Raw genomic sequence first — 23,970 nt, 5'->3', positions numbered from 1 at the left:
AGCATTTCAGTCGAGCCGGACACCCGGCTCGACTGGCCGTCCGCGCAGCACCGTGACGAGCAGGCCGGCAATGACCAAGACCGCACCGCCGATTTCCATCGACGTGATGGTTTCCCCCAGCACCAGATAGCCCGACAGCAGCCCGGTGATCGGCACCAGCAGGGTGAACGGCGCGACGACGGTGGCCGGGTGGCGCCCGAGCAGCCAGCTCCAGATGGCGCCGCCCAGCAGCGTCGCCGGATAGGCGAGGAAGGCGATGAGCCCCGCATCCGCCCAGCCGAAATTGGCGAGCGCGTCGAGCACCGCCCGCGGACCCTCGACCAGCAGCGACAGCCCGATCAGCGGCACTGGCGCGGCCAGCGCGCCCCAGACGGTAAAGGCCAGCGCATTGACGCGGCCGGCCTTCTTGGTCAGCACATTGGCCAGCCCCCAGCTCAGCGCCGCCAGCAGCGTCATGCCCAGCGGCAGGATGGCCGTGGCGGCCAGGCGTTCGACGGCGATGACGCCGATGCCGGCAAAGGCGATGAGCGCGCCGACGACCTGGAAGCGGCTGGGCCGTTCGCCCAGCACCACGAAGGCCAGGGCCATGGTGAAAAACGCCTGCGTCTGCAGCACCAGCGAGCTCAATCCCGCCGACATGCCCCAAGCAATGGAGAGGTTGAGGAAGCCATAAAGCGCAAAGCCGAAGGCCAGCCCGAAGCCGACCACGTAATACCATTGCGTTTTCGGCGGCCGGATGAAGAGCACCGCCGGCAGAGCCGCCGCGACGAAACGCAGCCCCGCCGCCAGAATGGGCGGCAGGGCCTCGACGCTCAGCTTGATGATGACGAAATTGAAGCCCCAGATGGCAACGACGAGCAAAGCGAGCGCGATGTGGCGGAGGGGCATGGAAGACTCAAGAGCGACGGCAAAAACACAATGTCATTCCGGCGAAGGCCGGAATCCATCCTGAGATGGCACATCCCTCCGTCGATCTCAGGATGGACCCCGGCCTTCGCCGGGGTGACACCGTGACTGGGGTACGATTCGAGCTAAGCCGCCAGCCTTGCCTTGAGCCCGCGGGCGATGAGTTCTTCGGCGATCTGGATGGTGTTGAGCGCGGCGCCCTTGCGCAGGTTGTCCGAAACCACCCACATGACGAGGCCGTTCTCGACCGTATTGTCCTCGCGGATGCGGGAAACGAACGTGTCGTATTCACCCACCGTCTCGACCGGGGTCGCGTAGCCGCCCGGCTCGCGCTTGTCGAGCACCGAAATGCCCGGCGCGTCGCGCAGCAGGTCGCGCGCCTCATCGGCGGAAATGGGGTTCTCGAACTCGATATTGACCGCTTCCGAATGGCCGACAAACACCGGCACGCGGACGGCGGTGCAGGTCACCTTGATCTTGGGATCGAGGATCTTCTTGGTTTCGGCCAGCACCTTCCACTCTTCCTTGGTGTAGCCGTCTTCCATGAACACATCGATATGGGGGATGACGTTGAAGGCGATCTGCTTGGGGAACTTGCCGGGGGTCGCCGTATCGTTGACGAAAATGCCCTTGGTCTGGTTCCACAGCTCGTCGACGCCTTCCTTGCCGGCGCCGGAAACCGACTGATAGGTCGAGACGACGACGCGCTTGATCCTGGCCGCGTCATGCAGCGGCTTGAGCGCCACCACCAGCTGGGCAGTGGAACAATTGGGATTGGCGATGATATTGCCGCGCTTGGGATCGGCCAGCCAGCGGTCGAGCACATGCCCGTTCACCTCGGGCACCACCAGCGGCACATCGGAATGGTAGCGCCAGTAGCTCGAATTATCGATGACGATGCAGCCGGAATTGGCGATCTTGGGCGCCCAGTCCCGGGAAATGGCGCCGCCGGCCGACATGATGGCGAAATCGACGCCCTTGAAATCGAAGTCGTCGAGATTCTTGGCCTTGAGGATCTTGTCGCCATAGGAAATCTCGCGCCCGATCGACTTGGACGAGGCGAGCGCGATCACCTCATCGGCGGGGAACTTGCGCTCGGCCAGAATATTGAGAACTTCCCGGCCCACATTGCCTGTGGCACCGACGACAGCGACGCGATAACCCATGCTAGAACTCCAGTCCCTTGCCATTTCCGCCCCCGCGCGATGGCTATCCATCGCGGTCAGTGCTTTGAGCCTCTCCCCGTCGGGAGGCGACCCGGGGAAAAGCGTCAGGCGGTTTTGGTGGTTTTGGTCATCGGCGCAGCGACGCCCCCGGCGGCTGGCCGGGCGGTTGCAAGATTCGCAATGGCGAAAAAGCTGCGCATCGATTGACTGCTCTGGTTGAAAGCAGGACTTCTCATACGCCCAAATAGGAAAGAGTCAATGAAATTGCCGCGCGGTACGCCCAGTGATGCAGCCTTGCAACAAGGACTGTGTTAAGATGCTGTTAAGCGACTAAATTATCGCGCTATGAAGGGCTTTCGCGCCGCAATGGCGCGAACGGGGGACTGGCGATGCGTGCTGTTGTGTTTGCGGGGGCGGCGTTGGGAGCACTGCTGCTGGCGGGAAGCGCCGCAGCCCAGAGCGATGCGCTCTATTTCAGCCCCGATCTCGGCAGCGACTTCACCGCGCCCAGCGCCTTCGATGGTCTTTATGCCGGCGTGCTGATCGGCCCAATCTCGGCGCGAAAGAACAATTTCAACACGGTTGGCTGGGACATCCGTCCCGAAATCGGCGGCGTGGTCGGCTGGAACCAGCCTGTCGCACCGGGCGTCATCGTCGGCGCCGAACTGCAGGGCACCGTCGCCACCGATTTTTCGAGCTCGGCCTATCTGCGGCTGATGGCACTGGCCCGGCTGGGCTTTGCCGCCGGCGACAACAGCCTGATCTACATGCTTGCCGGCGCCGGCCGCCTGGGCGAGAGCTGGGCCTTCGAGGCCGGTATCGGCGCCGAGGTCATGGTGACCTCCAATATGGGCCTGCGGCTCGAAGCGGCCGGCATCGGCCAGCTCGGCCCAGTGCCCAATGGCAACAATGTCCCGGCCATCTCGGCCATGCGCATCACCTCGGGCGCCATCTGGCAGCTCGATGGCGGCCCCGTATCGACCGGCTTCAGCAGTGGCCCGGTGACCGACTTTTCCGGATTCTATGCCGGCATCAACATCGGCAGCCTTGCCGATCCGCAGTTCAACTTTTTCGATGATTATGGTCACGGCTGGCATTTGAGCCGCTTCGAGATGGGGGGCCTGGCCGGCTATAACCATGCGCTGGGCGACATGATCCGCGCCGGTATCGAAGTGCAGCTCGGCGCCAATTACGACACATCGGGCGATGCCGGACTCGACGCGCTGGCGCTGGCCCGCATCGGCGTGGTGCCGGTGCCGGGCGTGCTGGCCTATGCCGCGGGCGGCGTGGGCCTGGTCGAGGCGGCGGGCGCCTATGCCTTTGGCGGGGGCCTGGAATATGCGCTGTGGGGCGATGTGGCGCTGCGTGGCGAAGCGCTGCTGCTGGGCCGCATGGACGGCGCGCCGGGCCTCACCGGCATTTCCGGCCCCACCACCTCCAAGGTCACCATTGGCACGGTGTGGCACTTCGACTAAGAGCGGGCTTTGTGCCACGCCCCTCGTGGTTCGAGGGTCGCTGCGCTCCCGCCTCATCATGAGGGCTACTATTAGCTCCGTGTTCCAGTAGCCCTCATGGTGAGGTGCGAGCCCTTCGCGAGCCTCGAACCACGAGGGGCGTGGCACACATCTCTCCGCGCACAGGACCTGCCATGCCCCATTATGATGTCGTGATCCTTGGTGCGGGCGCAGCCGGCATGATGGCGGCTATAGAGGCCGGCCGGCGTGGCCGCTCGGTGCTGGTGGTGGATCACGCCAGATATGCCGGCGAGAAAATCCGCATTTCGGGCGGCGGACGCTGCAATTTCACCAATATCAATGCCACCACCGACAAGGGCCGCGACCGCTTTCTCAGCGCCAATCCCCGCTTCGCCCTGTCGGCGCTGAGCCGCTACACGCCCGACATGTTCATCGCCCTGGTGCGCGAACACGGCATTGCCTTCCACGAAAAGACGCTGGGCCAGCTGTTCTGCGACGGCCCGGCCACCCAGATCAACACCATGCTGCTGGGCGAGATGCGCAAGGCCGGCGTGACGCTGGTGCTGGAAACATCGGTCGAGAGCGTAAGCCGGGACGAAAGCGGCTTTGCGGTGCAGCTGAGCACCGCGTCGATCACCTGCGACAGCCTTGTCGTCGCCACCGGCGGCAAATCCATTCCCAAGATGGGCGCCACCGGGCTCGGCTATCAACTCGCCACCCAGTTCGGCCTGCGCCTGACCGAAACCCGCCCGGCTCTGGTGCCGCTGACCTTCGAGACCGGCGCGTTGGAAAAGCTCCGGGACCTCTCCGGCATCGCCACCGATGCCATCGTGCGGCACGGCAGGACCGCGTTCGAGGAAGCGCTGCTGTTCACCCATCGCGGGCTGAGTGGCCCGGCCATCCTGCAAATCTCCTCCTATTGGCGCGAGGGCGACGCCATCGCCATCGACCTGCTGCCGCACCAGGATGCCGGCGAAGTTCTGCGCGCGGCCCGCCAGGCGACGCCCAAGCTGCAGGTGCAGACTGTGCTGGGCAATGTGCTGCCCAGAAAGCTGGCGCAACTGCTGGGCGACGAGCTCGGCATGACTGGCATGATCGGCGATTTCTCCGACAAGAAGCTGGCGCTGGTGGAAGCAAGGCTCAAGGCCTGGACCCTGAAGCCGGTCGGCTCGGAAGGCTATCGCACGGCGGAGGTGACGCTGGGCGGCGTGGATACGCGCGATCTCGACGCCAAGACCATGACGGCAAGGGACGTGCCGGGGCTGTTCTTCATTGGCGAGGTGGTTGACGTGACCGGCTGGCTCGGCGGCTACAATTTCCAATGGGCCTGGGTGTTCGCCGAGGACAAGAGCCTCGCGGCGACGCTGAGCGGCCCAATCGAGGCGTGGATGCAGGGGTGAGCGTCTCCACCTCTCCCTTGGGGGAGAGGTAAGAAAGCTAAAACCGGAAACCCAGCCTCACCCCGACATTGGTATTCGCCCGCGCCACCCCGCAGGTTCCGAAATCGGGCAGGTGCTCCACCGTCCCGATCAACGACGCGCCCAGCGGCAGGTTGATGCCGGCGCTGGCGGCCACCCGCAGGCCGACGCCACAGCCGAAATTGCGTGATGGGTCGTTTTGCGGGGCGCTGAACATCGCACTGCGCACCACGCCGCCGGCGCTGGCTTCGACGAAAACCGGCAGGATCGGCGCCTGGAAGGTCCAGCTCAATCCGGCATAGCCGTAGGAATCCTGGCCGCGAAAGCTCACCGTGGCGCCCAGATGCGGCCGCAGCTCGCCGATGACCGACCAGGCATTGAGATCGGGCACGGCAAACAGCAGCTCGACATTAGCATCGCCGATGCGATCAGGATCGAGCAGGTTGCCACCGCCATCGACCCCGCGCATGCCGACGCCGCCCCGGATTTCGGGAAGCAGGTTGAACTGCGCCTGCGCGGCCGGGATCGCCAGCAGCAACAGCGCGACGACGAGGCTCAGGCGATGAACGAGATGGCGCATGGGGAAAGCTCCTTGCCGTCAATCTTCGATTGAGCGGGCCGGGCGGCCGGACGGCAAGATTTGACTAAAATTGTAATGAACCAGACCCTAACGCCTGTCTGCCAAAAGGGACCGCGGTTGGGGCAAAGACATGGAAAAACAAACGGGGCCAAACTGGCATCTCGCTTTCATCGCATTTTGCCGATAGAAGGCAGCGATTGCCGAAAAGGAACATTACCATGGCCGCTCCCTTCGCCCTGTCGCTGCAGGATCTCGCCCCCATCGCCGAGGGCACCACCACCGCCCAGGCCATGGCCGAGACCATCCTGCTGGCGCAGGAGGCCGACCGGCTGGGCTATACCCGTCTCTGGTATGCCGAGCATCACGGCATGCCATCCATCGCCTCTTCGGTGCCGGAAATCCTCATCGGCAGCGCCGCTGCCCATACGAAAGACATCCGCATCGGCTCCGGCGGCGTCATGCTGCTCAATCATGCCCCTTTGCGCATTGCCGAGGCCTATCGCACGCTCGAGGGCCTTCATCCCGGCCGCATCGACCTGGGCATCGGCCGCGCCCCCGGTGGCGACGGCTATGCCATGCGCGCGCTGCGCAGCGGCGGCGGCGAGGAATTTTCCGCCTATCTGGCCGAACTCATGGCCTTCGACGAGGACGGCTTTCCGCCCGACCATCCGTTTTCGCGCGTACCGGTCTCGCCCGGCGGCATCAGGCTGCCGCCGATGTGGCTGCTCGGCTCGTCGGGCGCCAGCGCCCAGGCGGCAGGGCAATTGGGCATCGGCTATGCCTTTGCCGCCCATTTCAGCCACACGCCCCCTGCCCCCGCCTTCGACGCCTATCGCTATGGCTTCAAGGCAACCGAGGCTTTTCCCAAGCCGAAAACCATGCTCTGCGTCTCGGCCATCTGCGCGCCGACGGATGAGGAAGCGCATTATCTGTCGCGCTCGCAGGCGGTGAGCTGGGCTTTGTTCACATCGGGCGAGCAGCGCGAGCTGATGAGCCCGGAGCAGGCCCATGCGCGCGTGCTGACGCCCCAGCAACAGGGCATCATCGACCATCAATCGAGCCTGTGGATCGTCGGCTCGCCCGAAACGGTACGCGACGCCATCGCCGAAAAGGCCGAGAGCTGCGCCGCCGACGAGGTGATGATCACGACGACGGTGCACAGCTACGAATTGCGCCGGCGGAGCTATGCCCTGATCGCCGGGGCTTTTGGGGTGGAAGCGCGCGGCTAGCTGTTGGCGGCGCCGATGCGGGCGGTGACCTCGATCTCGATCTTCATGCCGGCTTCGATCATCTGCACGATCAGCATCGAGGCGGCCGGGCGGATATCCTTGAATACCGGGCCGACGGCCTTGACCACGGCGTCGACGTCGTTGCGGTCGCCCACATAATAGACCACGCGCACGGTGTCCTGGATCGACGAGCCGGCCTCGCGCAAGGCCTTGTCGATGGTGGCCAGCGCATTGGCCGCCTGCTGGCCGACATCGTCGGGCATGGTCATGCTGGCATAGTCATAGCCGGTCGTGCCCGAGACATAAACGGTGTCCTCGTGCCGTACGGCACGGGAATAGCCGAAGGTCGCCTCGAAGGGCGAGCCGGTGGAAATGCGCTGCACCATTATTGCCTCTAGAGCCAGGGGCGGTCGGCCGCCATCTTGTTTTCGAACGTGGTGATCGACGGGTCGGACTTGAGCGTGCCGGCGATATCGTCGAGGCCTTCGAGCAGGATCTGCTTGCGGCTCGGATCGATATCGAAATGGATGGTGCCGCCATCCGGCCCCTGCACGGTCTGGGCTTCGAGATCGACAGTCAGCGTGGCGTTGGAGCCGCGCTCGGCATCGTCGAGCAGCAGCTTGAGCTGGTCGGGGGTTACCACCAGCGGCAGAATGCCATTCTTGAAGCAGTTATTGTAGAAGATGTCGGCAAAGCTGGTGGAGATGACGCAGCGTATGCCGAAATCGAGCAGTGCCCACGGCGCATGCTCGCGCGACGAACCGCAGCCGAAATTATCGCCGGCCACGATGATGGTCGCCTTGCGATAGCCCGGCTTGTTGAGCACGAAATCCGGATTTTCCGTACCGTCCTCATTGTAGCGCATCTCGCTGAACAAGGCGCTGCCCAGGCCGGTCCGCTTGATGGTCTTGAGATACTGCTTGGGGATGATCATGTCGGTGTCGATATTGATGATCGGCAGGGGCGCCGCGACACCGGTCAGGCTGGTGAACTTGTCCATGAGGAAACCTCGCTTTGCCAAGGGTATTTGCGCAAAGCGAGGTCCTGGTCAAGTCAGAAGCGTACTCCTGGGTACGGTTGAAGTGATTTTGCCATGGAATGACGACGGAGCCTCTACCCTCTCCCCTTGAGGGAGAGGGACGACCTGACGCGTTCAGCGGAAGGTCAGGGTGAGGGGTGCTGCGCCATCCCATGCTTCAATGCTCGAGGAACCAACCCCTCATCCGCCCCTTCGGGGCACCTTCTCCCTCAAGGGGAGAAGGGAAAGAGATCAGGCGGCCAGGCTTTCTTTCGCGCTGACGCCCAGCATCAGGTTGAGGTTCTGCACGGCGGCGCCCGAGGCGCCCTTGCCCAGATTGTCATAGACCGCCACCAGCACGGCCTGCGCCCGCGTGTCATTGGCGAAGACATGCAGGGTCATGGTATTGGTGCCGTTATGCGCCTGCGGATCGAGATCAGGGGTCTTGGCGGTCTCTTCACAAGGCGCCACGGCCACGAAGCTGTCCTTGATGCCGGCATAGTGGTCGGCAATGGCGGCATGCAGCTCGCGGCCGGTGGGCACCTTGGGCAAGTGGTTGAGTTGCAGCGGCACGAACGTCGTCATGCCCTGGGCGAAATCGCCGACACTGGGCACGAAAAGCGGGGCACTGGCCAGACCGGTATAGAGCGTCATTTCCGGCACGTGCTTGTGCTGGAAGGTCAGGCCATAGGGCATGAAGTGGCTGGCCGCATCGCCGGCGGTTTCATATTCTGATATCATCGCCTTGCCGCCGCCCGAATAGCCGGAAATGCCGTTATAGGTGACGGCGAAATCGGCCGGGAGCAGGCCGGCAGCGATCAGCGGCCGCACCGTGGCGATCAGCCCCTGCGGCCAGCAGCCCGGATTGGCGACGAAACGCGCATCGGCGATCTTCTCGCTCTGGCCCTTGTCCATTTCGGCAAAGCCATAGGCCCAGTCCGGATCGACCCGGAAGGCCGTGGAAGCATCGATGACGCGCGTGCTGCCGTTCTCGATCAGCGACACGCTTTCCCTGGCCGCATCGTCGGGCAGGCACAGAATGGCGATATCGGCCGCATTGAGCAGGCGCTTGCGCTCGTCCTGATCCTTGCGCTTGTCGGCGGCGATGGAGAGTACGTCGAGGTCGCGGCGGCCGGCCAGGCGCTCGCGGATCTGCAGACCCGTGGTTCCGGCTTCGCCATCGATGAAAATCTTCGCGACCATTGGTGTTCTCCAGATGCGGCTGCGTAAATGGACCTCTGACATGTCGAGGTCAAGACGGCAGGCCGCGGATGGTTGCAGTGCACGGCGCGCAATGGCATTGCTTTGACCAACTGGACAAAATCGAGGAGCCGCCATGACCCCCCATAATCACGCCAAGCAAGGTGACTATGCCGATGCCGTGCTGCTGCCGGGCGACCCTTTGCGAGCCAAATGGATTGCCGAGACTTTCCTCGATGATCCCATTCTGGTCAATTCGGTGCGCAATTGCCTGGGCTATACCGGCACCTGGAAGGGCAAGAGCGTTTCGGTGCAGGCCACCGGCATGGGCCAGCCGTCATTGGCCATCTATGTGCATGAACTGATCAACACCTATGGGCTCAAGACCCTGATCCGCGTCGGCACCTGTGGCGGGCTCAATGCCAAGGTGAAAGTGCGCGATCTCATCCTGGCGCAGGCGGCCTCGACCGACAGCGCCATCGTCCGCGACCGCTTCGGCCCCTATAATTTCGCGCCCATGGCCGATTTCGGCCTGCTGCGTGCCGCGGCGGAAAAGGCCGAGGCGGCGGGCATGCGCTACCATGCCGGCAACATGCTCAGCTCCGACATCTTCTACCATGCCGACGGCTTTGCCGGTTACGACAAGCTCCCCGACCACGGCGTCATCGGCGTCGAGATGGAGGCTGCGGCGCTCTATACTTTGGCGGCGCGCTTCGGGGTCAAGGCACTGACCATCTGCACCATGACCGATTGCCTGATCACCCATGAGGAAATCGACGCCAACGAGCGGCAGACCTCGCTCAGGGAAATGGTGACGCTGGCGCTGGATGTGGCGGTGGAGTCCTAGGCCCTCAATAGACCTCAGGGGCTTACAGAACAGGTTGTCATGACCGTACTCGACAGACTTTCCGGCGCGCTGGACCGGCGCGATGAACAGCCCAATGTAGCGCTGGCCGAGGATATCGTAGCGCGCCAGGACACGGCTGCAGTCGCCGAACTGGCTGTGGCCGTGCGCTCGGGACCGGTGCGGCAGGCCAATGACGCGCTCAAGGTGCTCTACGAGGTCGGCGCCCGCAATCCGGCTCTGGTGGGTGGACAGTGCCCCGTCTTCATCGAGGCGCTCAAAAGTTCCAACAACCGTAAGGTCTGGGGCGCCATGACGGCGCTGGACGCGGTGGCCGAACAGCGTGCTGCGACTCTGGTGGCCGAATTGCCGGCCATTATCGAGGCGGCTGATCGTGGCTCTGTCATCGCCAAGGACCGTTGCAATTCGATCCTCGTGAAGCTGGCGCGCGCTGGCTATGGCGACAGGGCCGTGCCCATCCTGGTGGAACGGCTCAAGCATGCCGCGCCCAACCAGTTCCCCACCTATGCCGAGCAGGCCGCCGCGGTGCTGACACCCGAGCAGAAGCCGGGATTCCTGGCCACGCTCAAGGAGCGGATCGGCAAGATCGGGCAGGAGAGCAAACGCAAGCGGATAGAAAAACTGATGCGGAAGTTGAATGGGTAGGGACACGCCCCGTAGTTCGAGGCGCTGAAGAAGCGCACCTCACCATGAGCGCTAATACAACGGCTGCTTCCAACTCGGCGCTAACAGTAGCCCTCACGGTGAGGCGGAAGCGGAGCGACCCTCGAACCACGAGGACGTGGCGCCGGCACACTCACACCCTCGTCATTAACCCTCGCCCACGCCGCCCACATCTTGCCGCCATCGCTGTGTTAACCTCCGCTTAAGACAGGGGCCCGGAACCATGCAGCTCAAACCGAACGCCTACCGCCTCAACGAGACCGTCAAGGGCGTCGAGACGATGACCCGCTTTGCCCTGGCCGTGCTGGCTCTGGCTTCGGGCGTCTATACCTATCTCGGGGTGCGCGGCCTGCTCGATGGCTCGGCCAGCTTCGTCTTTTTCGCGGCGGTGATCTATTCGGCCGCCGTCTCGGTGGCTATCTATGCCTTCTGGAGCTTCATGCTGCGCTTCGTGCCGCTGGTGACTTCGGGCGTGCAGCGCATCGGGCTCTTTCTCACCATGGCGGTGGGCTGCGCCATGATCATCGCCATGTCGAGCTGGCTCAATGCGGCGGCTCTGGCCGGCTCGGCCGCGCTGGAACAGCATATGGCGGTGACCCTGCAAGGTTATGCCGAGGATCTCGACCAGGCCCATGCCAATGCCCTGGCCAGCCAGAGTCTGCTGCCCGACGTGGAACGGGCGGCCGAGCGTTTTGCCGGGCTGGCCGCCGATGAGCGCGAAAGCGGTGCGCTGACCGGTACGCAGGGCTCGGGCAGCGTGGTGCAGCTCCTGACCCAGATGAGCGCGCAGATGAGCCAGCTGGCATCAACCATTACCGGTAGCCGCGACGAAGTGGCTTCCCTGTTCGAGCAGGGCTCGGCGCGGCTGGCCACCATGCGCGAACTGGTCTCCACCCCCGGCACCATCGAGCCGCGCTCCGACAGTTTCCAGGCGGAGGCCGTGCAGCTATCCGCCGTCATCGGCGCCCTGCAGCAGACCGATGTGGCCGCTTCGGTGAAGCGCGCCTCGGCCGATCTCAGCGCCGGCTTCATCGCCCCGGTGGCCGATGGGCGTTCGGGCGACCTCGCGAGCCGGCAGGACCAGGTGATGGAAACCGTGCGCGCTTCGGTCGCCAGCCAGTCGGCGGCACTGACCACGGCGGCCGACGAAATCCTTGCCACGCCGGCCGTGGAGCAGCGCCGCTTCGTACCCCTCTCCAGCGCCGAGGCGGTGCTCCGCTACTGGCAGGATTTCATCCCCAGCTGGGCCGGCGCCATTTCCATCGACCTGCTGCCGGTCGTGCTGGTTCTGGTGCTGATGATCGTGCATGACGCCATGCGCCGCGACTCGGCCTCGCTGGAAGAGGCCGAGAACATCACCGCCGCCGAAATGCTGCGCGCCATGGCTTTGTTCCGCCAGATGGAAGCGGCGGGCATCGACGTGACGACGGGACAACCGCGCACCGAACCCGCCGAACCTCTTTCGACCGATCTGCCGGACGTGGCCGAGGCGCCGCCCGATGACGGGACCGTCACCCCTATCGACGCGGCGCAGCGCAAGCGCACCGACACGCCGCGTCCGATATGAAGACCGAGGCCAATGCCCGCGCTGCGACCAGGGACAGCCCGTTCTATCGCAGATTGATCGAAAGCATCGCGGCCATTGACGATGGCAATATCCTGCGCGTCGCCTTCTTCGCGCTGCTGGCCGGCACCGCCTCGGTGCTTTATGTCGATTATCGCGAACTGACCGCCGATGAAGGCGCGGCTTTGGCCATGCCCATGCAGCCCATCCTGCCGCCGTTCAATCCGGACGGCCCGGCCGATGGCGCCACGCCAAATGTAACGACCAGCCCGCAACTGCTTGAGCAGCCGCTCGAAATCGTGCTGGCGCCCGGTGGAGAACTGCGCCTGACCGGCTCGATCGACGTCGGTTCGGCCACCCGCTTCGCCGCCGAGATTGCAGCGCGGGGCGAATACGCAGAGACTGTAGTTCTCGATTCGCCTGGAGGATCGGTCGTGGATGCACTCGCCATCGGCAGTCTGATCCATGAAAAGGGCCTTGCCACCAAGGTCGCTGCCGGCTCGCTTTGCGCCTCGTCCTGCCCCATCATCTTTGCTTCCGGCGCCCGGCGCATCGCCAGCGCCGATGCCGCCATCGGCGTGCACCAGATCTATGCTGCGGCGCTTGCGGCCGATCCGCAGAACGCCCTGCGCGTCGCCGGTACGGCCATGAGCGATGCACAATCCACCACCGCCGAGATCATCGGCCACCTGACGAAAACCGGCGTCGATCCAGCCCTGTGGCTGCATGCGCTCGAGACCCCGCCGGACCGGCTCTATTACTTCAGCCCCGAGGAGATGACGCGTCTCAAGCTTGTCACCGAACTGGACGATAATTGATCCCGAAACGGGGAACCGGCGGAGGACCGGCTTCGTTTCAGAAGGTTAGTAACCATATTTGGAGGGGAGGCCACATGAATCAGATTCACACGCTGACACGTCATCGCGATATCCAGAACTGGGTCACCGACCGGCACGGCATTCCGGCGATAGCGCGGGTGCGCAACCGCTTCGGCGAGGAGCGCGCCCAGCTCAAGCTGAGCTTCCAGAAGCGCGTCAAGCGGCAGATCGAAAGCCAGGACGATGGCATGAGCCCCTGCTCGTGGACCGCCTGGCTGGCCGAACTCGACCGCCAGCAACTGGCGCTCAAGGTCGATATGACCGCGGACGACTTCGAACTGGTGGATCGCAGCCAGGCGAATTGAGTTCGTTGCTCGCCGCGACGCTGGTGCATGTGGCCACCCCCACCCTTGATCCCTCCCCACAAGGGGGAGGGAGACGATGAACACGGGCATTGGAGCTGGCGCCTCCCTCCCCTTGATGGGGAGGGATTGAGGGTGGGGTGGGCCACGCACGCTGAATGCCCCCCAGCATTGCCCAATCCCCCATTTTCTGACTCAATGCGGGCTCACCGAATGAGCCCGCATTGATGACTCGCCCCCAGTTCGCCCTCGTCCTGCATGCGCTGGTGTTGATTGCCGCGCTGACCCAGGTCGTGCCGGCGCTGACCGGGGCCTGGGGCGGGCCACGCGGCTATCTCGCGTCATTGGCCGTCTATTGGTTGGCCTTCTGCCTGCCGGTCATCTTCCTTCATGTGCGCAATCGGCGCGGACCGCGGCTGTTCAGCGAAAAGCTGGCCTGGCGCGACTGGTGGGTCCCCGGTCTGCTCCTGCTGCAGGTCGGCGCCGTCGCGCTGCTCGCCTTCGTGCCCAATACCGCCCTGCTGACCACGCATGCGGCCATGCTGGCGGCTTTGGTCGGCATCATCAATGGCCCGCTGGAGGAAGCCGCCTGGCGCGGCGGCTTCATGACCCGTTTTGCCGAACGGCCGCTTCTTGGCTTCTGGCTCGGCTGGGTGCTCTACACCGCCTGGCACCTGCCCCTGCTGCTCAGCCACGGCGTGGTCTTCGACGGCGGCTGGATGCCGCTGATCGCCGGCGCGGCACTGCTCGGGCTGCTATGGAACTGGATTGCCTGGCGCACCGGCTCGGTATTCTGGACCGCCTTGGCCCATGTGCTGACCAACACCATCACCTTCTGGGTGCTGTTCGACCATAACGGCTTCGTGGCCGCCCTGGGCTACCAGCCGTAATCGAGCACGGTCAGCGTGCGGGTTCGGCCGTCATCGAGCCATTCTATGCTGGAATTGCGGTGCATGCCGATCAGAGCCGCGCCCACCGGACCCAGAATCGGCACGCTGCCTTTTTCCCCGAAGGCGCGGTTGGGATAGATCAGCCGCCCGATCCGCGTCAGCGGCTCCTCGTCCAGCCGGAACATGACGCGCTGCCCCATGGACACCCCGGCCGGGTTCCAGGGATCGCACACTTCGGCCCGGTTCAGCTCACGTTCCAGATAGGCCGAGACATAGGGCATGGTCATGCTGACCTTCTCGGCCAGCAGCATGACGCGGTTATAGTCGTCGGAATTGACCAGGATTTCTGGTAGCGGCAGCGAGGGAAACAAGGCTTGAGACCCCGATTTCGATGGTTGGAGACATTGCTGCGAGAAAAATGCACCGTCAATAGGCGCTTCGCAGCAAATCTATGCAATGTGCGTCAGCTTTATTGACCTAAGCACGCCGTCATGGCAAATCAATGCCGCATAATTATGCGTTGTGCACATTTTCTGTTCATGAAAGCTCGCCATGACCGACGATACCCTGCTTGATCGTGCCTTGATCCGCCTCGAAGAGGCTGCCAGCCACCTCCAGATCGACCAGGATGTCATCGAGAAACTCAAATATCCGCGCGAGACCACCAAGACGCGCCTGCTGATCCGCATGGATGACGGCTCGCGCAAGTCGTTCCTGGCCTGGCGCTGCCGCTATGACGATACGCGCGGCCCCACCAAGGGCGGCATCCGCTTCCACCCCGACAGCACGATCGAGGAAGTCGAGACGCTCGCCTTCTGGATGACGTTCAAATGCGCGGTGATGAACCTGCCCTATGGCGGCGGCAAGGGCGCCGTGCGGGTCGATCCGCACACCCTCTCCAAGACCGAGCTGGAGCGCCTGTCCCGCGCCTATATGCAGGCCTTCGCCACCACGGTCGGTCCTGACCGCGATATTCCGGCGCCCGACGTCTATACCAATGCCATGATCATGGGGTGGATGGCCGACGAATATAACCAGATCACCGGGTCGGTTTCGCCCGCCGTCATCACCGGCAAGCCCATCGCCTTGGGCGGCTCGCTGGGCCGCACCGACGCCACAGCGCGCGGCGGCTTCTACCTGGTGCGGCACCTGGCGCAGGAACTCGGCCTCTCCGGTTCGCGCACCGTCGCCATCCAAGGCTTCGGCAATGCCGGCCAGTATTTCGCCCAGCTGGCCGATGAGGATGGCAACAAGATCGTCGCCGTCTCCGACTCCACCGGCGCCATCCACAAGCCCGACGGGCTGGACGTCAAGCGCCTGATCGAGGGCAAGACCGCCGGCCGGCGAGTGGCCGACATGGCCGCCGAGCTCGGCGCCACCGTGATCCCCTCGGACGACCTCATCGCGGTCGATGCCGAGCTGCTGGTGCCGGCCGCGCTGGAGGAAATGATCACCGCCGACAATGCCGCTTCGATCAAGGCCAGGGTGGTGCTGGAACTGGCGAATGGCCCGGTGACATCGGAAGCCGACAAGATCCTGGCCGATAAGGGCGTCGTCGTACTGCCCGATATCCTGGCCAATGCCGGCGGTGTCACCGTCTCCTATTTCGAATGGGTGCAGAATCGCCAGGGCTTCTACTGGGACCTTGAGGAAATCCATGCCCGCCTCAAGAAGATGATGGAGCGCGAAGGCCGCGCCGTCTGGGCCATCTCCCAGGATCGCAGCGTCTCGGTGCGTTCGGCTGCCTATATCCACGCTCTGGGGCGTCTCGCCACCGCCATCGAGGCCCACGGCACCCAGCCCTTCTTCGCCGGCTAGGCGCCGGCGACACTGAGCGCAGGCTCCCTCTCCCCTGAGGGGAGAGGGTGGGGTGAGGGGTTCAGTGCTGGTGAAGGGTACAATGCTAAACGCGCGCTGAACCCCTCACCCGACCCTTCGGGTCGACCTCTCCCCTCAGGGGAGAGGTGACTTCCGCTCCACTCAATATGCGACGTCCTCCGCTCGAGAATATCAAACGGCCAGCCTCGGGCCGACTTTTTGCTGCCCGGCAGGACCGATCAACCCCCGCACACCCTTGCGCGCCAGCCAGAAATCCCGCTATGTGCGCGGCACAGGCGTAACCACCAGTACGGCGAGGACTTCCATGGCCACCCATTCCCTATTCCTGCTGCCCGGCGACGGCATCGGCACCGAGATCATGCTCGAGGTGGAAAAGCTGATCGCCTGGACCAATGCCGAACAGCTGACCGATTTTTCGACCGATTCCGGCCTGGCCGGCGGCTCGGCCTATGACAAGTATCAGGTGGCCATCACCGATGAGGACACCGAAAAGGCCAAGGCCGCCGATGCAGTGATCTTCGGCGCCGTGGGCGGCCCGAAATGGGACGACGTGCCCTATGAGCACCGGCCCGAAGCCGCCCTGCTGCGCCTGCGCAAGGAAATGGCCGTCTTCGCCAACCTGCGCCCCGCCATCTGCTATCCGGCTCTGGCCGATGCCTCCTCGCTCAAGCGCGAACTGGTGGAAGGCCTCGATATCCTCATCGTGCGCGAACTGACCGGCGGCGTCTATTTCGGCGAGCCCAAGGTCATCACCGATCTCGGCGACGGCCAGAAGCGCGCCGTCGATACCCAGGTCTACGAGACCTATGAAATCGACCGCATCGCCCGCGTCGCCTTCGACCTGGCCCGCACCCGCAACAACAAGGTACATTCGGCCGACAAGAAGAATGTCATGAAGTCGGGCGTCTTGTGGGACGAAGTGGTCAAGGGCGTGGGCAAGGACTATGCCGACGTAGAACTGCACCACATCCTGGCCGACAACGCCGCCATGCAGCTGGTGCGCAATCCCAAGCAGTTCGACGTCATGGTCACCGACAACCTGTTCGGCGACGTCCTTTCCGACGTCGCTGCCATGCTGACCGGCTCGCTCGGCATGCTGCCCTCGGCTTCGCTGGGTTCCCCCGATCCGGTGACCGGCAAGCGCAAGGCCTTCTACGAGCCCGTACACGGCTCGGCGCCCGACATTGCCGGCAAGGGCATCGCCAACCCCATCGCCATGATTGCCAGCGTGGCCATGGCCCTGCGCTACAGCTTCGGCATGGTCGAGCTGGCGACGAAAATCGAGAACGCCATATCGGCGGTACTCAGCGACGGCCTGCGCACCGGCGATATCGCCCAGGACAACCGCAAGACTGTCGGGACCGAGGAGATGGGCGCGGCGATTCTGGGGAAGTTGAAGGCTTAGCGCCACGCCCTCGTGGTTCGAGGCGCTGAAGAAGCGCACCTCACCATGAGGGCTACTTCCTGCGCCGAATGCCCCTGAAACCTCATAGTGAGGTGCGAGCTCTTCGCGAGCCTCGAACCACGAGGGCGGGTTCACCAGTCAAACAAAAAGCCCCGGCGCTCACGCACCGGGGCTTTTCAATTCGAGCGGCAGGAAACTTATTCCGAAGCAGCTTCCTCGGCGGCGGGAGCTTCCTCGACCGGGGCTTCCTTCGGTGCGTTCTTGGCTTCTTCCACGGCGGCAGCCTTGGCAGCCTTCTCGTCGGCGCGGGCCACGGCCTTCTCGCCCGGCTTGGCCTTGTTCGGGTTGTTGCGGACATCGCGCTTGGCAACGCCGGCGGCGTCGAGGAAGCGCAGCACGCGGTCGGTCGGCTGTGCGCCAACATCCAGCCAGTGCTTGGCGCGCTCGGCGTTCAGCACGACGCGGTTTTCCGCGTCCTTGGCGAGCAGCGGATTGAAGGTGCCCAGGGTTTCGATGAAGCGGCCGTCGCGGGGCGAGCGGGCATCGGCGACGACGATGTGATAGAACGGGCGCTTCTTGGTGCCACCACGGGAAAGACGGAGCTTGAGGGCCATTTTGGTATCCTTGAGTTTAGATGAAACGACTATTTCTTCTTGCCCAGGCCGGGAAGGCCGGGGAAACGGGGGGCGCCGCCGAGGCCGGGCAGCCCGGAACCGGAGGACTTGAACAAGGCGCCGACATCGCTGGGGAGCTTTTCGGCAAGCTGGGGCGTCGGCGCCGAAGGCAGGCCCTTGAGCTGGTTGGGGTCGATGCCGGCCTGGCGGGCCATCTGTTCGAGCTGGGCCGGGTCCATTTTGGAGAGGTCCGGCATGCCGCCGAGCATATTGCCCATCTTGCCGCCGAACATGCCGCCCAAGGCACCCATGCCGCCCTTGCCGACCTTTTTCATCATGTCGGCCATCTGGCGGTGCTGCTTGGCCAGCTTGTTGATCTCGGAAACTTCGACACCGGCACCGGCAGCGATACGCTTGCGCCTGCTGGCATTGAGCAGTTCGGGCGCGGCGCGTTCCTTCTTCGTCATCGAATTGATGATGGCGATCTGACGATCGAACACCTTCTCGTCGACATTGGAATTGGCCATAGCCTTCTTGATCTGGCCAGCGCCGGGCAGCATGCCCATGAGGCCGCCCATGCCACCCATCTTCTTCATCTGGATGAGCTGGCTGCGCAAATCTTCGAGGTCGAAGGAGCCCTTCTTGAGCTTCTTTGCCATCTTCTGCGCATCTTCGGCCGACACATGCTCGGCGGCCTTTTCGACCAGCGAGACGATATCGCCCATGCCCAGGATGCGGTCGGCGATGCGGCTGGGGTGGAAATCCTCCAGCGCATCCATCTTTTCGCCGACGCCGATCAGCTTGATCGGCTTGCCGGTCGCCGCGCGCATGGAAAGGGCCGCGCCGCCACGGCCATCGCCATCGACGCGGGTCATCACGATGCCGGTGACGTCGAGCCGGCTGTCGAAGCTGCGGGCGACGTTGATGGCGTCCTGACCCGTCAGCGCATCCACCACCAGCAGGATTTCATGCGGGTTGGCGATGGCCTTGATCTCGGCCGTTTCGGCCATCAGCTCTTCGTCAATATGGGTGCGGCCGGCCGTATCGAGGATGAGCACGTCATAGCCGCCCAGGCGACCCTCGCGCTCGGCGCGGCGGGCGATCTGCACCGGAGTTTCCGACGTGACGATCGGCAGCGTATCGACGCCGACCTGCTCGCCCAGCACGCGCAACTGCTCCATGGCGGCGGGACGGCGCGTATCGAGCGAAGCGAGCAGAACCTTCTTCTTGTTCCGGTCGGTCAGGCGCTTGGCGATCTTGGCGGTGGTGGTGGTCTTGCCCGAGCCCTGCAGGCCCACCATCAACAGGGTGACGGGCGCCTTGGCATTGAGGTCGATAGGCGAGGCCGTGTCACCCAGCACGGCGACCAGCTCGTCATGGACGATCTTGACCACCTGCTGGCCCGGCGTCACCGAGCGGGTGACTTCGGCGCCGACAGCGCGCTCCTTGACCTGTTCCACGAAGGCCCGGACCACTTCGAGCGACACGTCGGCCTCGATCAGCGCGCGGCGGATTTCGCGCATGGCTGCATCGACATCGGCCGCATTCAGCGCGCCGCGGCCACGAAGCCCATCGAAGATTTTGCCAAGCCGGTCTGAAAGGCTCTCGAACATATTTTGGTCCTTCTCTGCGGGATGTCCCGCGAGACATAGGATCCATCAGTCCAAACGCCAAACCCACCCGCGGGCGCAACGCGCTGGCGGATGGTGGCCTCCGGGATCGGTTTATACCCTTGGGGGTCCCGGTCGGCTGGTCAGGAGCAAAGCCTGATGAATGGGCCAGCGTTTAGGGGAAAGGGGCGCTGGAGTCAAGAATGGCCGCCCAACCTTGCCGGAGGCTTTCCGGCAGGTGACAGGACGCGCAAGACAATGACCAAACCCTAACTTGTCCATCCGCCGGGCCGCGCTCATCCTCGCATGCGACGGAGGAGAACCATCATGACCAAGATTGCCATGACCAGCCTTGCCTTGCTCGGCCTCGCTACCCCTGCTTTGGCGGCCTCGACCCCCCAGCAGGTTTTGCATGATCCCAACCGTCCGGTCGCGGCGGTGGCGGGCGAACTGGGCGTAACGCCGCTGCAATTTGCGACCTGCTTTGCCGGCGTCACCCCTGCCCGCACCGCCGACGAGCTCAATGGCGCGCGCGAACGCGACAACAAGGCGATCCTGCTGCCTTGCCTGCAGGCCATCAACCCGGCCATCGACAATGCCCGGCTCGATGCGGTGATGGACAAGTATCGCGGCGGGGCGCCCGCCAACTAGGTCTAGACCTTGAAGGCCAGCCTCAGCCCGCCCCAATGCCGGCCATTGACGATGATCGGGGCCGAGCAATCCTTCATCAGCGCAAACTGCCCGCCGCCCATGTCGCGCCGATAGGTCTGCAGCAGGAAGGGCCGGGTCGAGCGCCCGGCCGAAAGCCCGGTCCGGTCGTTGAAGATGCGCCGGTTGCGGCAATTGGCGGCGTTCCACACCGGATCGCTGCCCTGCGGCTGGGAATAGATGGTGTTGTGGGTGGGCAGATAGCCATTGCGATCGACCGCCGCGCAGAAGGCGATGCGCTTGTCAAAGCCCAGCACCGGCTCCTGCACGTCAGGCAGCACGCGATCTGTAAAGGCATTGAACCGCGTCAGCACCTGCTTGGGATTGCTGCCTGGAACATCCCGATAGGCCTCGTCGAACAGGTCCGCCATGCTGATCTGGCCCCGCGCGACGGCTGCAGAAAACAGCTCGGAAATCTCGCCGGCCTTGGAGCGGGCCAGGTCGATGAAGGCCGCATCGGCGGTTTCAAAGCCGCTCTGCACCAGGAACAGCATGAATTCTTCCGAGATCGACAGGATCGACTGCGTCCGCTTTTCGGCCTGGGCCAGGTGACCGCGCCCCTCGGCCACGCCATCGGCCAAGGCCGCCAGTTCGGCCTGCATGGTCTCGAAACCCGTCACGGATTGCTCCACCGGCTGCGCCATGGCGTCGATATCGGTGACCAGGCGATCGACCGAGCCCACCAGGTCGGCCAGCGTCGAGCTCGCCTCGGCGGCAGCGCCGGAATCGGCCATGGCCTGCTGCGCCGCTTCGGCATTACCACCGGCCTGCGCGCCCAACGCGCCCAAGGCCTGGGTCAACTGCTCGAGATTGCTGCTGGTCTGGCTGGAAAAGCCATGAATCTGGTCGGCCAGTCCCTTGACCGCATTGGCGATGATGGCAAAGCCGCGCCCGGCATCGCCGGCGCGGGCTGCCTCGACCGAGGCATTGAGTGCCAGCAGCTTGGTTTCCCGCGCAATCTGGGCGATGGCGGCGCTGGCCGCCTCGACATTGCGAATGGTGCCGGACACCCCGTCAAGCGTGGTCTTGATGCTCATGGCGCCATCGGACAGGGTCGCCATCGTATCGGCGGTGCGCGTCACCGCGCCCGACACGGCCTGGGTGCTCTGGTTGAGAATGGCGCGCACCTCGGCCGCTGCCGTGCGCGTCGTCGTCATCGAGCGGCCGAGCTGTCCGGCCGCCGCATTCATTTCGCCGGCCGCGGTGCGGGCGGCTTCTGCCTGCAATCCCTGCTGCTGGCTGATGGCAGACAGGTCCGAAATCAGTCCGGCCACGTCGGCGATCTCGACACCCAACCGCCCGGCACGGTCGCCGATATCGGTCTGGCGCATGCCGTCGGCATGCCGTGACTCAAGTCTTTGCGCAGTGCTGGCCGTCATGCATCCCCCTCCAGAGCGGCATCGGGGAATCCTAGTACGGAATGGGTAAGGAAGGATTAACCCTGTTTGCGCTTTAGAGACTGCGACCTGCCAGCCTGACAGCCAGGGCCCGCAGGCCGGCGGGCATATTGAGCACGGTCTTCTTGATGAAGGGCCGCAGCGTCCTGTCCCAGAGATTGAGTACCAGCACGCCGCGCGGCGTGACCGGCAGGGCATAGTCCCGCACCGTCACGACTTCGGTGGCCCAGGTGAGCTTGTAGGGCATGACCGGCACCATCAGGTCGGCGCCGTCGAGCCCGCGTTCGGCGCAGGCATGGATGACTTCGCCCAAATGCAGCTTGCCGGGGCTTTCATCGGAATTGGAGAAGTCGCGGCTGGCGACGAAGGCATAATAGCGCTGCTTGTGGACGAACCCCCACTGCTCGGCGACAGGCTCGCCATTGTGGTGCAGCGACATGGCCAGCACCGGCAGGTCGGCGCGCCCGGCAATGGAAGCGCAGAAATTGGCAAAGGCGGCATCGCGGAAGGCGCGCGAACTCAGCCCCTGATCGCGCAGACGCCCGGCCCGGCCCGACAGCGTGCGCTCGATGATGCCAAGCATTTCCCCGGCGGTCTCGGCGACATGGTGGGTCACCGCGCCATCGCGCTCCAGCCGGTTGCGGGCATTGCGCATGTTCTTGCGCGTCTTGGGCTTGATGGTCTGGAAATAGGCCGCATAGTCTTCGAAGCCGCTGAGCGCCACATAGGGCGCGCCCTGTTCGGCGCCGGTGACGAGGTGGTTGGCCGGCATGCCGCGGGCCAGCAGGCTGTCCTCGCGCACCTTGAGAAAACTCACCGCATCGCAGGGGGCCGCCGTGACGGCCGCGCGCAGCAGCCGCGCCACGGCATCGCGCGGCTCGAGCCCGGCGGAAATCAGCGCATCGGAATATTGACTGAAGGCATGGCCAAGCGGCGCCAGCACGGTGCGGGCGCGGGTGCGGATGCGCTCAAGCGGCAGCACTGCCACGAGGCGCTGGCCATCGCTCAGCGTCACCACCACCGGATCGAAGGCGGCATTGCCGCGGGCGGCCTCGAAATCGAAGATGGCCCTGGCCCAGCCACTGCCCTGGAACAGCAGGGCGCCATCGACCTGGGCTTCGAGCCCTTCCCATTGATAGGCCATGGCGTCGAACGCTTCGCGCGTCCGCACCACGGCGGCGCGCAGCGCACAGACATCGGCGCCAACGCGATCGGCGGCGCGAAAACGCCGCCGCTCATCGGTTCTGGGAAGGACGCCGAGCGCACTCATTTGCTGAAGGAATAACCCTCGATGTCGCGCACGCCTTCGGGCGCGGTCGGATCGACCTGGAAGTCGACGGTATAGACCTTCTTCTTCTGCGGATTGAGCGGGGTGAACTTGACCGCCGCGGCCGTGGCCAGCTTGACCAGATAGGACGCGCCGGTCACCTGCTGGCTCAGCTTCTGCATGCCCAGTTTGGAGCGCAGGAAGCCGTTGGCATAGTTGACCGCATAGTGCTTGCGCAGCTCGTCGGTCCAGTGTTCGGTGGTGAAGGAGACATTGAGCATATTCTCGTTGACCACCCGATGCGGCCCGTTGAGCGGCCAGTGCAGCATCTTGCCGGCTTCGAGCATATGCACTTCGGCATAGTCGTCGTACCAGCTCTCATAGGGCATGTCGGTTTCGCGGAGCTGCCCGAGAATGAGCTTTTCCAGCGCCGGCTGCGAAATGAACGGCTTGTTGGCCGGATAGACGAACACCTTCTTGGTGCCGCGCACCTGCCACAGGCTCTGGCCGGGTACGTCCGAATGATATTTCACCGAGACATTCGGCGAGGAAATGAGGATGGTGAGATTTCGCTTGTAGCTCTTGTAGCCGGGAACGCGCTCCTCGAATTCGGCATAGAGGCTGTCGAGCAGTTCGCCATAGGCGGGATCGACGCTGGCCGGGGCAGTGAGATTGACCCAGATATTGCCGTTCCTGACCACATCAAGCACTTCGTGGCCGGTCAGGCCCTTGATCTCGCCCTCGCGGCGCTTGGGCGGATTGCCCGGCGTCTTCTGCGAATAATTGACGTGGTAGGCCTCGCGCGGCGACTTGTCGATCAATCGCGCCAGCGCATCGTCGCTGAACAGCGGCGAAGCGGCCAGGCGATGGCTCAGCGCCAGCGAATGATTGCCCCACAGGGACGGGAAATGAGGCTGCCAGTCGGTGATGATCTGGTCGGTCTGCATGGTCATGTTCATGGGGCCGGGCCTCCAAG

General features: G+C 64.3%; 24 protein-coding genes. 12 read left to right on the top strand and 12 right to left on the bottom strand.

What is annotated here, in order from left to right; all coding sequences use genetic code 11:
* Positions 1–6: 6 nt before the first annotated feature.
* Together ASD04_RS10750 and ASD04_RS10745 are read right to left on the bottom strand one after the other, a co-directional pair.
* Positions 7–888, bottom strand: a complete 882-nt coding sequence (locus ASD04_RS10750) for an EamA family transporter (protein WP_056256357.1) — start codon at positions 886–888, stop codon at positions 7–9.
* Between the two features lie 143 nt (positions 889–1,031).
* On the bottom strand, positions 1,032–2,072 hold the full coding sequence (locus ASD04_RS10745) for an aspartate-semialdehyde dehydrogenase (RefSeq protein ID WP_056256355.1): 1,041 nt from the start codon (positions 2,070–2,072) through the stop codon (positions 1,032–1,034).
* 389 nt (positions 2,073–2,461) lie between these two features.
* On the opposite strand from ASD04_RS10745, the gene ASD04_RS10740 reads away from it, so the two are divergent.
* Positions 2,462–3,547 carry a hypothetical protein gene (locus tag ASD04_RS10740; RefSeq protein WP_156461206.1) on the top strand — a complete coding sequence of 362 codons (1,086 nt, stop codon included), beginning with the start codon at positions 2,462–2,464 and terminating at the stop codon, positions 3,545–3,547.
* A gap of 173 nt (positions 3,548–3,720) precedes the next feature.
* A complete protein-coding gene (locus ASD04_RS10735; protein WP_056256350.1) occupies positions 3,721–4,947 on the top strand; it encodes an NAD(P)/FAD-dependent oxidoreductase in 1,227 nt (408 codons plus the stop codon).
* A 37-nt stretch (positions 4,948–4,984) separates the two neighbouring features.
* Here the strand turns inward: ASD04_RS10735 and ASD04_RS10730 are convergent, their stop codons facing one another.
* Positions 4,985–5,545: a hypothetical protein gene (locus tag ASD04_RS10730; protein WP_056256343.1), complete on the bottom strand. Its 561-nt coding sequence runs from the start codon at positions 5,543–5,545 to the stop codon at positions 4,985–4,987.
* 218 nt (positions 5,546–5,763) lie between these two features.
* Between ASD04_RS10730 and ASD04_RS10725 the strand changes: the two genes are divergently transcribed.
* On the top strand, positions 5,764–6,774 hold the full coding sequence (locus ASD04_RS10725) for an LLM class flavin-dependent oxidoreductase (protein WP_056256341.1): 1,011 nt from the start codon (positions 5,764–5,766) through the stop codon (positions 6,772–6,774).
* On the opposite strand, the gene ASD04_RS10720 is transcribed toward ASD04_RS10725, so the two are convergent.
* The 3 genes from ASD04_RS10720 to argC form a co-directional block, all read right to left on the bottom strand.
* Positions 6,771–7,160, bottom strand: coding sequence for a RidA family protein (locus tag ASD04_RS10720; protein ID WP_056256339.1), 390 nt, complete (start codon positions 7,158–7,160; stop codon positions 6,771–6,773). The two genes, ASD04_RS10725 and ASD04_RS10720, sit on opposite strands and share 4 nt — an antisense overlap.
* An 8-nt stretch (positions 7,161–7,168) precedes the next feature.
* Entirely contained in the window at positions 7,169–7,774 is a 606-nt protein-coding gene (leuD, locus tag ASD04_RS10715; protein ID WP_056256336.1) for a 3-isopropylmalate dehydratase small subunit, read from the bottom strand.
* A gap of 270 nt (positions 7,775–8,044) precedes the next feature.
* Positions 8,045–8,995 (bottom strand): N-acetyl-gamma-glutamyl-phosphate reductase, encoded by a 951-nt coding sequence (argC, locus tag ASD04_RS10710; protein ID WP_056256331.1) that lies wholly within the window; start codon positions 8,993–8,995, stop codon positions 8,045–8,047.
* Positions 8,996–9,128: 133 nt separating this feature from the next.
* Here argC and deoD point away from each other — a divergent pair, with 133 nt between their 5' ends.
* The 6 genes from deoD (at position 9,129) to ASD04_RS10680 (ending at position 14,154) form a co-directional block, all read left to right on the top strand.
* Positions 9,129–9,839 (top strand): purine-nucleoside phosphorylase, encoded by a 711-nt coding sequence (gene deoD / locus ASD04_RS10705; RefSeq protein WP_056256328.1) that lies wholly within the window; start codon positions 9,129–9,131, stop codon positions 9,837–9,839.
* A 39-nt stretch (positions 9,840–9,878) separates the two neighbouring features.
* Complete coding sequence (locus ASD04_RS10700) at positions 9,879–10,502, top strand: hypothetical protein (RefSeq protein ID WP_056256325.1); 624 nt, start codon at positions 9,879–9,881, stop codon at positions 10,500–10,502.
* A gap of 241 nt (positions 10,503–10,743) precedes the next feature.
* Entirely contained in the window at positions 10,744–12,087 is a 1,344-nt protein-coding gene (locus tag ASD04_RS10695) for a hypothetical protein (protein WP_056256324.1), read from the top strand.
* On the top strand, positions 12,084–12,902 hold the full coding sequence (locus tag ASD04_RS10690) for a hypothetical protein (protein WP_056256321.1): 819 nt from the start codon (positions 12,084–12,086) through the stop codon (positions 12,900–12,902). Before ASD04_RS10695 ends, ASD04_RS10690 begins: the two co-directional genes overlap by 4 nt.
* A gap of 74 nt (positions 12,903–12,976) precedes the next feature.
* On the top strand, positions 12,977–13,267 hold the full coding sequence (locus ASD04_RS10685) for a hypothetical protein (RefSeq protein ID WP_056256318.1): 291 nt from the start codon (positions 12,977–12,979) through the stop codon (positions 13,265–13,267).
* Between the two features lie 224 nt (positions 13,268–13,491).
* The gene (locus tag ASD04_RS10680) at positions 13,492–14,154 is read left to right on the top strand and encodes a CPBP family intramembrane glutamic endopeptidase (RefSeq protein ID WP_056256316.1); all 663 of its coding nucleotides are present in this window, start codon (positions 13,492–13,494) and stop codon (positions 14,152–14,154) included.
* Here ASD04_RS10680 and ASD04_RS10675 read toward each other — a convergent pair.
* Positions 14,142–14,525, bottom strand: coding sequence for a hypothetical protein (locus tag ASD04_RS10675; RefSeq protein ID WP_056256313.1), 384 nt, complete (start codon positions 14,523–14,525; stop codon positions 14,142–14,144). The genes ASD04_RS10680 and ASD04_RS10675 overlap by 13 nt on opposite strands.
* Before the next feature lie 181 nt (positions 14,526–14,706).
* On the opposite strand from ASD04_RS10675, the gene ASD04_RS10670 reads away from it, so the two are divergent.
* Together ASD04_RS10670 and leuB are read left to right on the top strand one after the other, a co-directional pair.
* Positions 14,707–15,972: a Glu/Leu/Phe/Val dehydrogenase gene (locus tag ASD04_RS10670; RefSeq protein ID WP_056256311.1), complete on the top strand. Its 1,266-nt coding sequence runs from the start codon at positions 14,707–14,709 to the stop codon at positions 15,970–15,972.
* 325 nt (positions 15,973–16,297) lie between these two features.
* A complete protein-coding gene (gene leuB / locus ASD04_RS10665; protein WP_056256308.1) occupies positions 16,298–17,398 on the top strand; it encodes a 3-isopropylmalate dehydrogenase in 1,101 nt (366 codons plus the stop codon).
* 197 nt (positions 17,399–17,595) lie between these two features.
* Here the strand turns inward: leuB and rpsP are convergent, their stop codons facing one another.
* Entirely contained in the window at positions 17,596–18,012 is a 417-nt protein-coding gene (gene rpsP, locus ASD04_RS10660) for a 30S ribosomal protein S16 (protein ID WP_056256304.1), read from the bottom strand.
* Positions 18,013–18,041: 29 nt separating this feature from the next.
* Positions 18,042–19,625 carry a signal recognition particle protein gene (ffh, locus tag ASD04_RS10655; protein ID WP_056256301.1) on the bottom strand — a complete coding sequence of 528 codons (1,584 nt, stop codon included), beginning with the start codon at positions 19,623–19,625 and terminating at the stop codon, positions 18,042–18,044.
* A 324-nt stretch (positions 19,626–19,949) separates the two neighbouring features.
* Between ffh and ASD04_RS10650 the strand changes: the two genes are divergently transcribed.
* Complete coding sequence (locus tag ASD04_RS10650) at positions 19,950–20,273, top strand: hypothetical protein (RefSeq protein ID WP_056256299.1); 324 nt, start codon at positions 19,950–19,952, stop codon at positions 20,271–20,273.
* Between the two features lie 2 nt (positions 20,274–20,275).
* On the opposite strand, the gene ASD04_RS10645 is transcribed toward ASD04_RS10650, so the two are convergent.
* The 3 genes from ASD04_RS10645 to ASD04_RS10635 form a co-directional block, all read right to left on the bottom strand.
* Positions 20,276–21,709, bottom strand: coding sequence for a methyl-accepting chemotaxis protein (locus tag ASD04_RS10645; RefSeq protein ID WP_056256296.1), 1,434 nt, complete (start codon positions 21,707–21,709; stop codon positions 20,276–20,278).
* Between the two features lie 73 nt (positions 21,710–21,782).
* Positions 21,783–22,997, bottom strand: a complete 1,215-nt coding sequence (locus ASD04_RS10640) for a GNAT family N-acetyltransferase (RefSeq protein ID WP_056256295.1) — start codon at positions 22,995–22,997, stop codon at positions 21,783–21,785.
* Positions 22,994–23,953, bottom strand: coding sequence for a hypothetical protein (locus ASD04_RS10635; protein ID WP_056256292.1), 960 nt, complete (start codon positions 23,951–23,953; stop codon positions 22,994–22,996). The genes ASD04_RS10640 and ASD04_RS10635 overlap by 4 nt, the downstream gene beginning before the upstream one ends.
* Positions 23,954–23,970 lie beyond the last annotated feature (17 nt).

Origin of the sequence: Devosia sp. Root436 (assembly GCF_001426345.1) — a bacterium.
GTDB lineage: Bacteria > Pseudomonadota > Alphaproteobacteria > Rhizobiales > Devosiaceae > Devosia.
The sequence above is the reverse complement of the archived record's forward strand: the minus strand, read 5'-3'. Positions and strand labels throughout refer to the sequence as shown.

What these genes read in the sequence shown, in the direction of transcription:
- deoD (WP_056256328.1), top strand. Translation starts at nt 9,129, where the DNA reads ATGACCCCCCATAATCACGCCAAGCAAGGTGACTATGCCGATGCCGTG.
- ASD04_RS10735 (WP_056256350.1), top strand. Translation starts at nt 3,721, where the DNA reads ATGCCCCATTATGATGTCGTGATCCTTGGTGCGGGCGCAGCCGGCATG.
- ASD04_RS10695 (WP_056256324.1), top strand. Translation starts at nt 10,744, where the DNA reads ATGCAGCTCAAACCGAACGCCTACCGCCTCAACGAGACCGTCAAGGGC.
- ASD04_RS10740 (WP_156461206.1), top strand. Translation starts at nt 2,462, where the DNA reads ATGCGTGCTGTTGTGTTTGCGGGGGCGGCGTTGGGAGCACTGCTGCTG.
- ASD04_RS10700 (WP_056256325.1), top strand. Translation starts at nt 9,879, where the DNA reads ATGACCGTACTCGACAGACTTTCCGGCGCGCTGGACCGGCGCGATGAA.
- ASD04_RS10670 (WP_056256311.1), top strand. Translation starts at nt 14,707, where the DNA reads ATGACCGACGATACCCTGCTTGATCGTGCCTTGATCCGCCTCGAAGAG.
- ASD04_RS10635 (WP_056256292.1), bottom strand. Translation starts at nt 23,953, where the DNA reads ATGAACATGACCATGCAGACCGACCAGATCATCACCGACTGGCAGCCT.
- ASD04_RS10685 (WP_056256318.1), top strand. Translation starts at nt 12,977, where the DNA reads ATGAATCAGATTCACACGCTGACACGTCATCGCGATATCCAGAACTGG.
- rpsP (WP_056256304.1), bottom strand. Translation starts at nt 18,012, where the DNA reads ATGGCCCTCAAGCTCCGTCTTTCCCGTGGTGGCACCAAGAAGCGCCCG.
- ASD04_RS10730 (WP_056256343.1), bottom strand. Translation starts at nt 5,545, where the DNA reads ATGCGCCATCTCGTTCATCGCCTGAGCCTCGTCGTCGCGCTGTTGCTG.
- leuD (WP_056256336.1), bottom strand. Translation starts at nt 7,774, where the DNA reads ATGGACAAGTTCACCAGCCTGACCGGTGTCGCGGCGCCCCTGCCGATC.
- ffh (WP_056256301.1), bottom strand. Translation starts at nt 19,625, where the DNA reads ATGTTCGAGAGCCTTTCAGACCGGCTTGGCAAAATCTTCGATGGGCTT.
- ASD04_RS10725 (WP_056256341.1), top strand. Translation starts at nt 5,764, where the DNA reads ATGGCCGCTCCCTTCGCCCTGTCGCTGCAGGATCTCGCCCCCATCGCC.
- ASD04_RS10690 (WP_056256321.1), top strand. Translation starts at nt 12,084, where the DNA reads ATGAAGACCGAGGCCAATGCCCGCGCTGCGACCAGGGACAGCCCGTTC.
- argC (WP_056256331.1), bottom strand. Translation starts at nt 8,995, where the DNA reads ATGGTCGCGAAGATTTTCATCGATGGCGAAGCCGGAACCACGGGTCTG.
- ASD04_RS10745 (WP_056256355.1), bottom strand. Translation starts at nt 2,072, where the DNA reads ATGGGTTATCGCGTCGCTGTCGTCGGTGCCACAGGCAATGTGGGCCGG.
- ASD04_RS10645 (WP_056256296.1), bottom strand. Translation starts at nt 21,709, where the DNA reads ATGACGGCCAGCACTGCGCAAAGACTTGAGTCACGGCATGCCGACGGC.
- ASD04_RS10720 (WP_056256339.1), bottom strand. Translation starts at nt 7,160, where the DNA reads ATGGTGCAGCGCATTTCCACCGGCTCGCCCTTCGAGGCGACCTTCGGC.
- ASD04_RS10650 (WP_056256299.1), top strand. Translation starts at nt 19,950, where the DNA reads ATGACCAAGATTGCCATGACCAGCCTTGCCTTGCTCGGCCTCGCTACC.
- ASD04_RS10750 (WP_056256357.1), bottom strand. Translation starts at nt 888, where the DNA reads ATGCCCCTCCGCCACATCGCGCTCGCTTTGCTCGTCGTTGCCATCTGG.
- ASD04_RS10680 (WP_056256316.1), top strand. Translation starts at nt 13,492, where the DNA reads ATGACTCGCCCCCAGTTCGCCCTCGTCCTGCATGCGCTGGTGTTGATT.
- ASD04_RS10640 (WP_056256295.1), bottom strand. Translation starts at nt 22,997, where the DNA reads ATGAGTGCGCTCGGCGTCCTTCCCAGAACCGATGAGCGGCGGCGTTTT.
- leuB (WP_056256308.1), top strand. Translation starts at nt 16,298, where the DNA reads ATGGCCACCCATTCCCTATTCCTGCTGCCCGGCGACGGCATCGGCACC.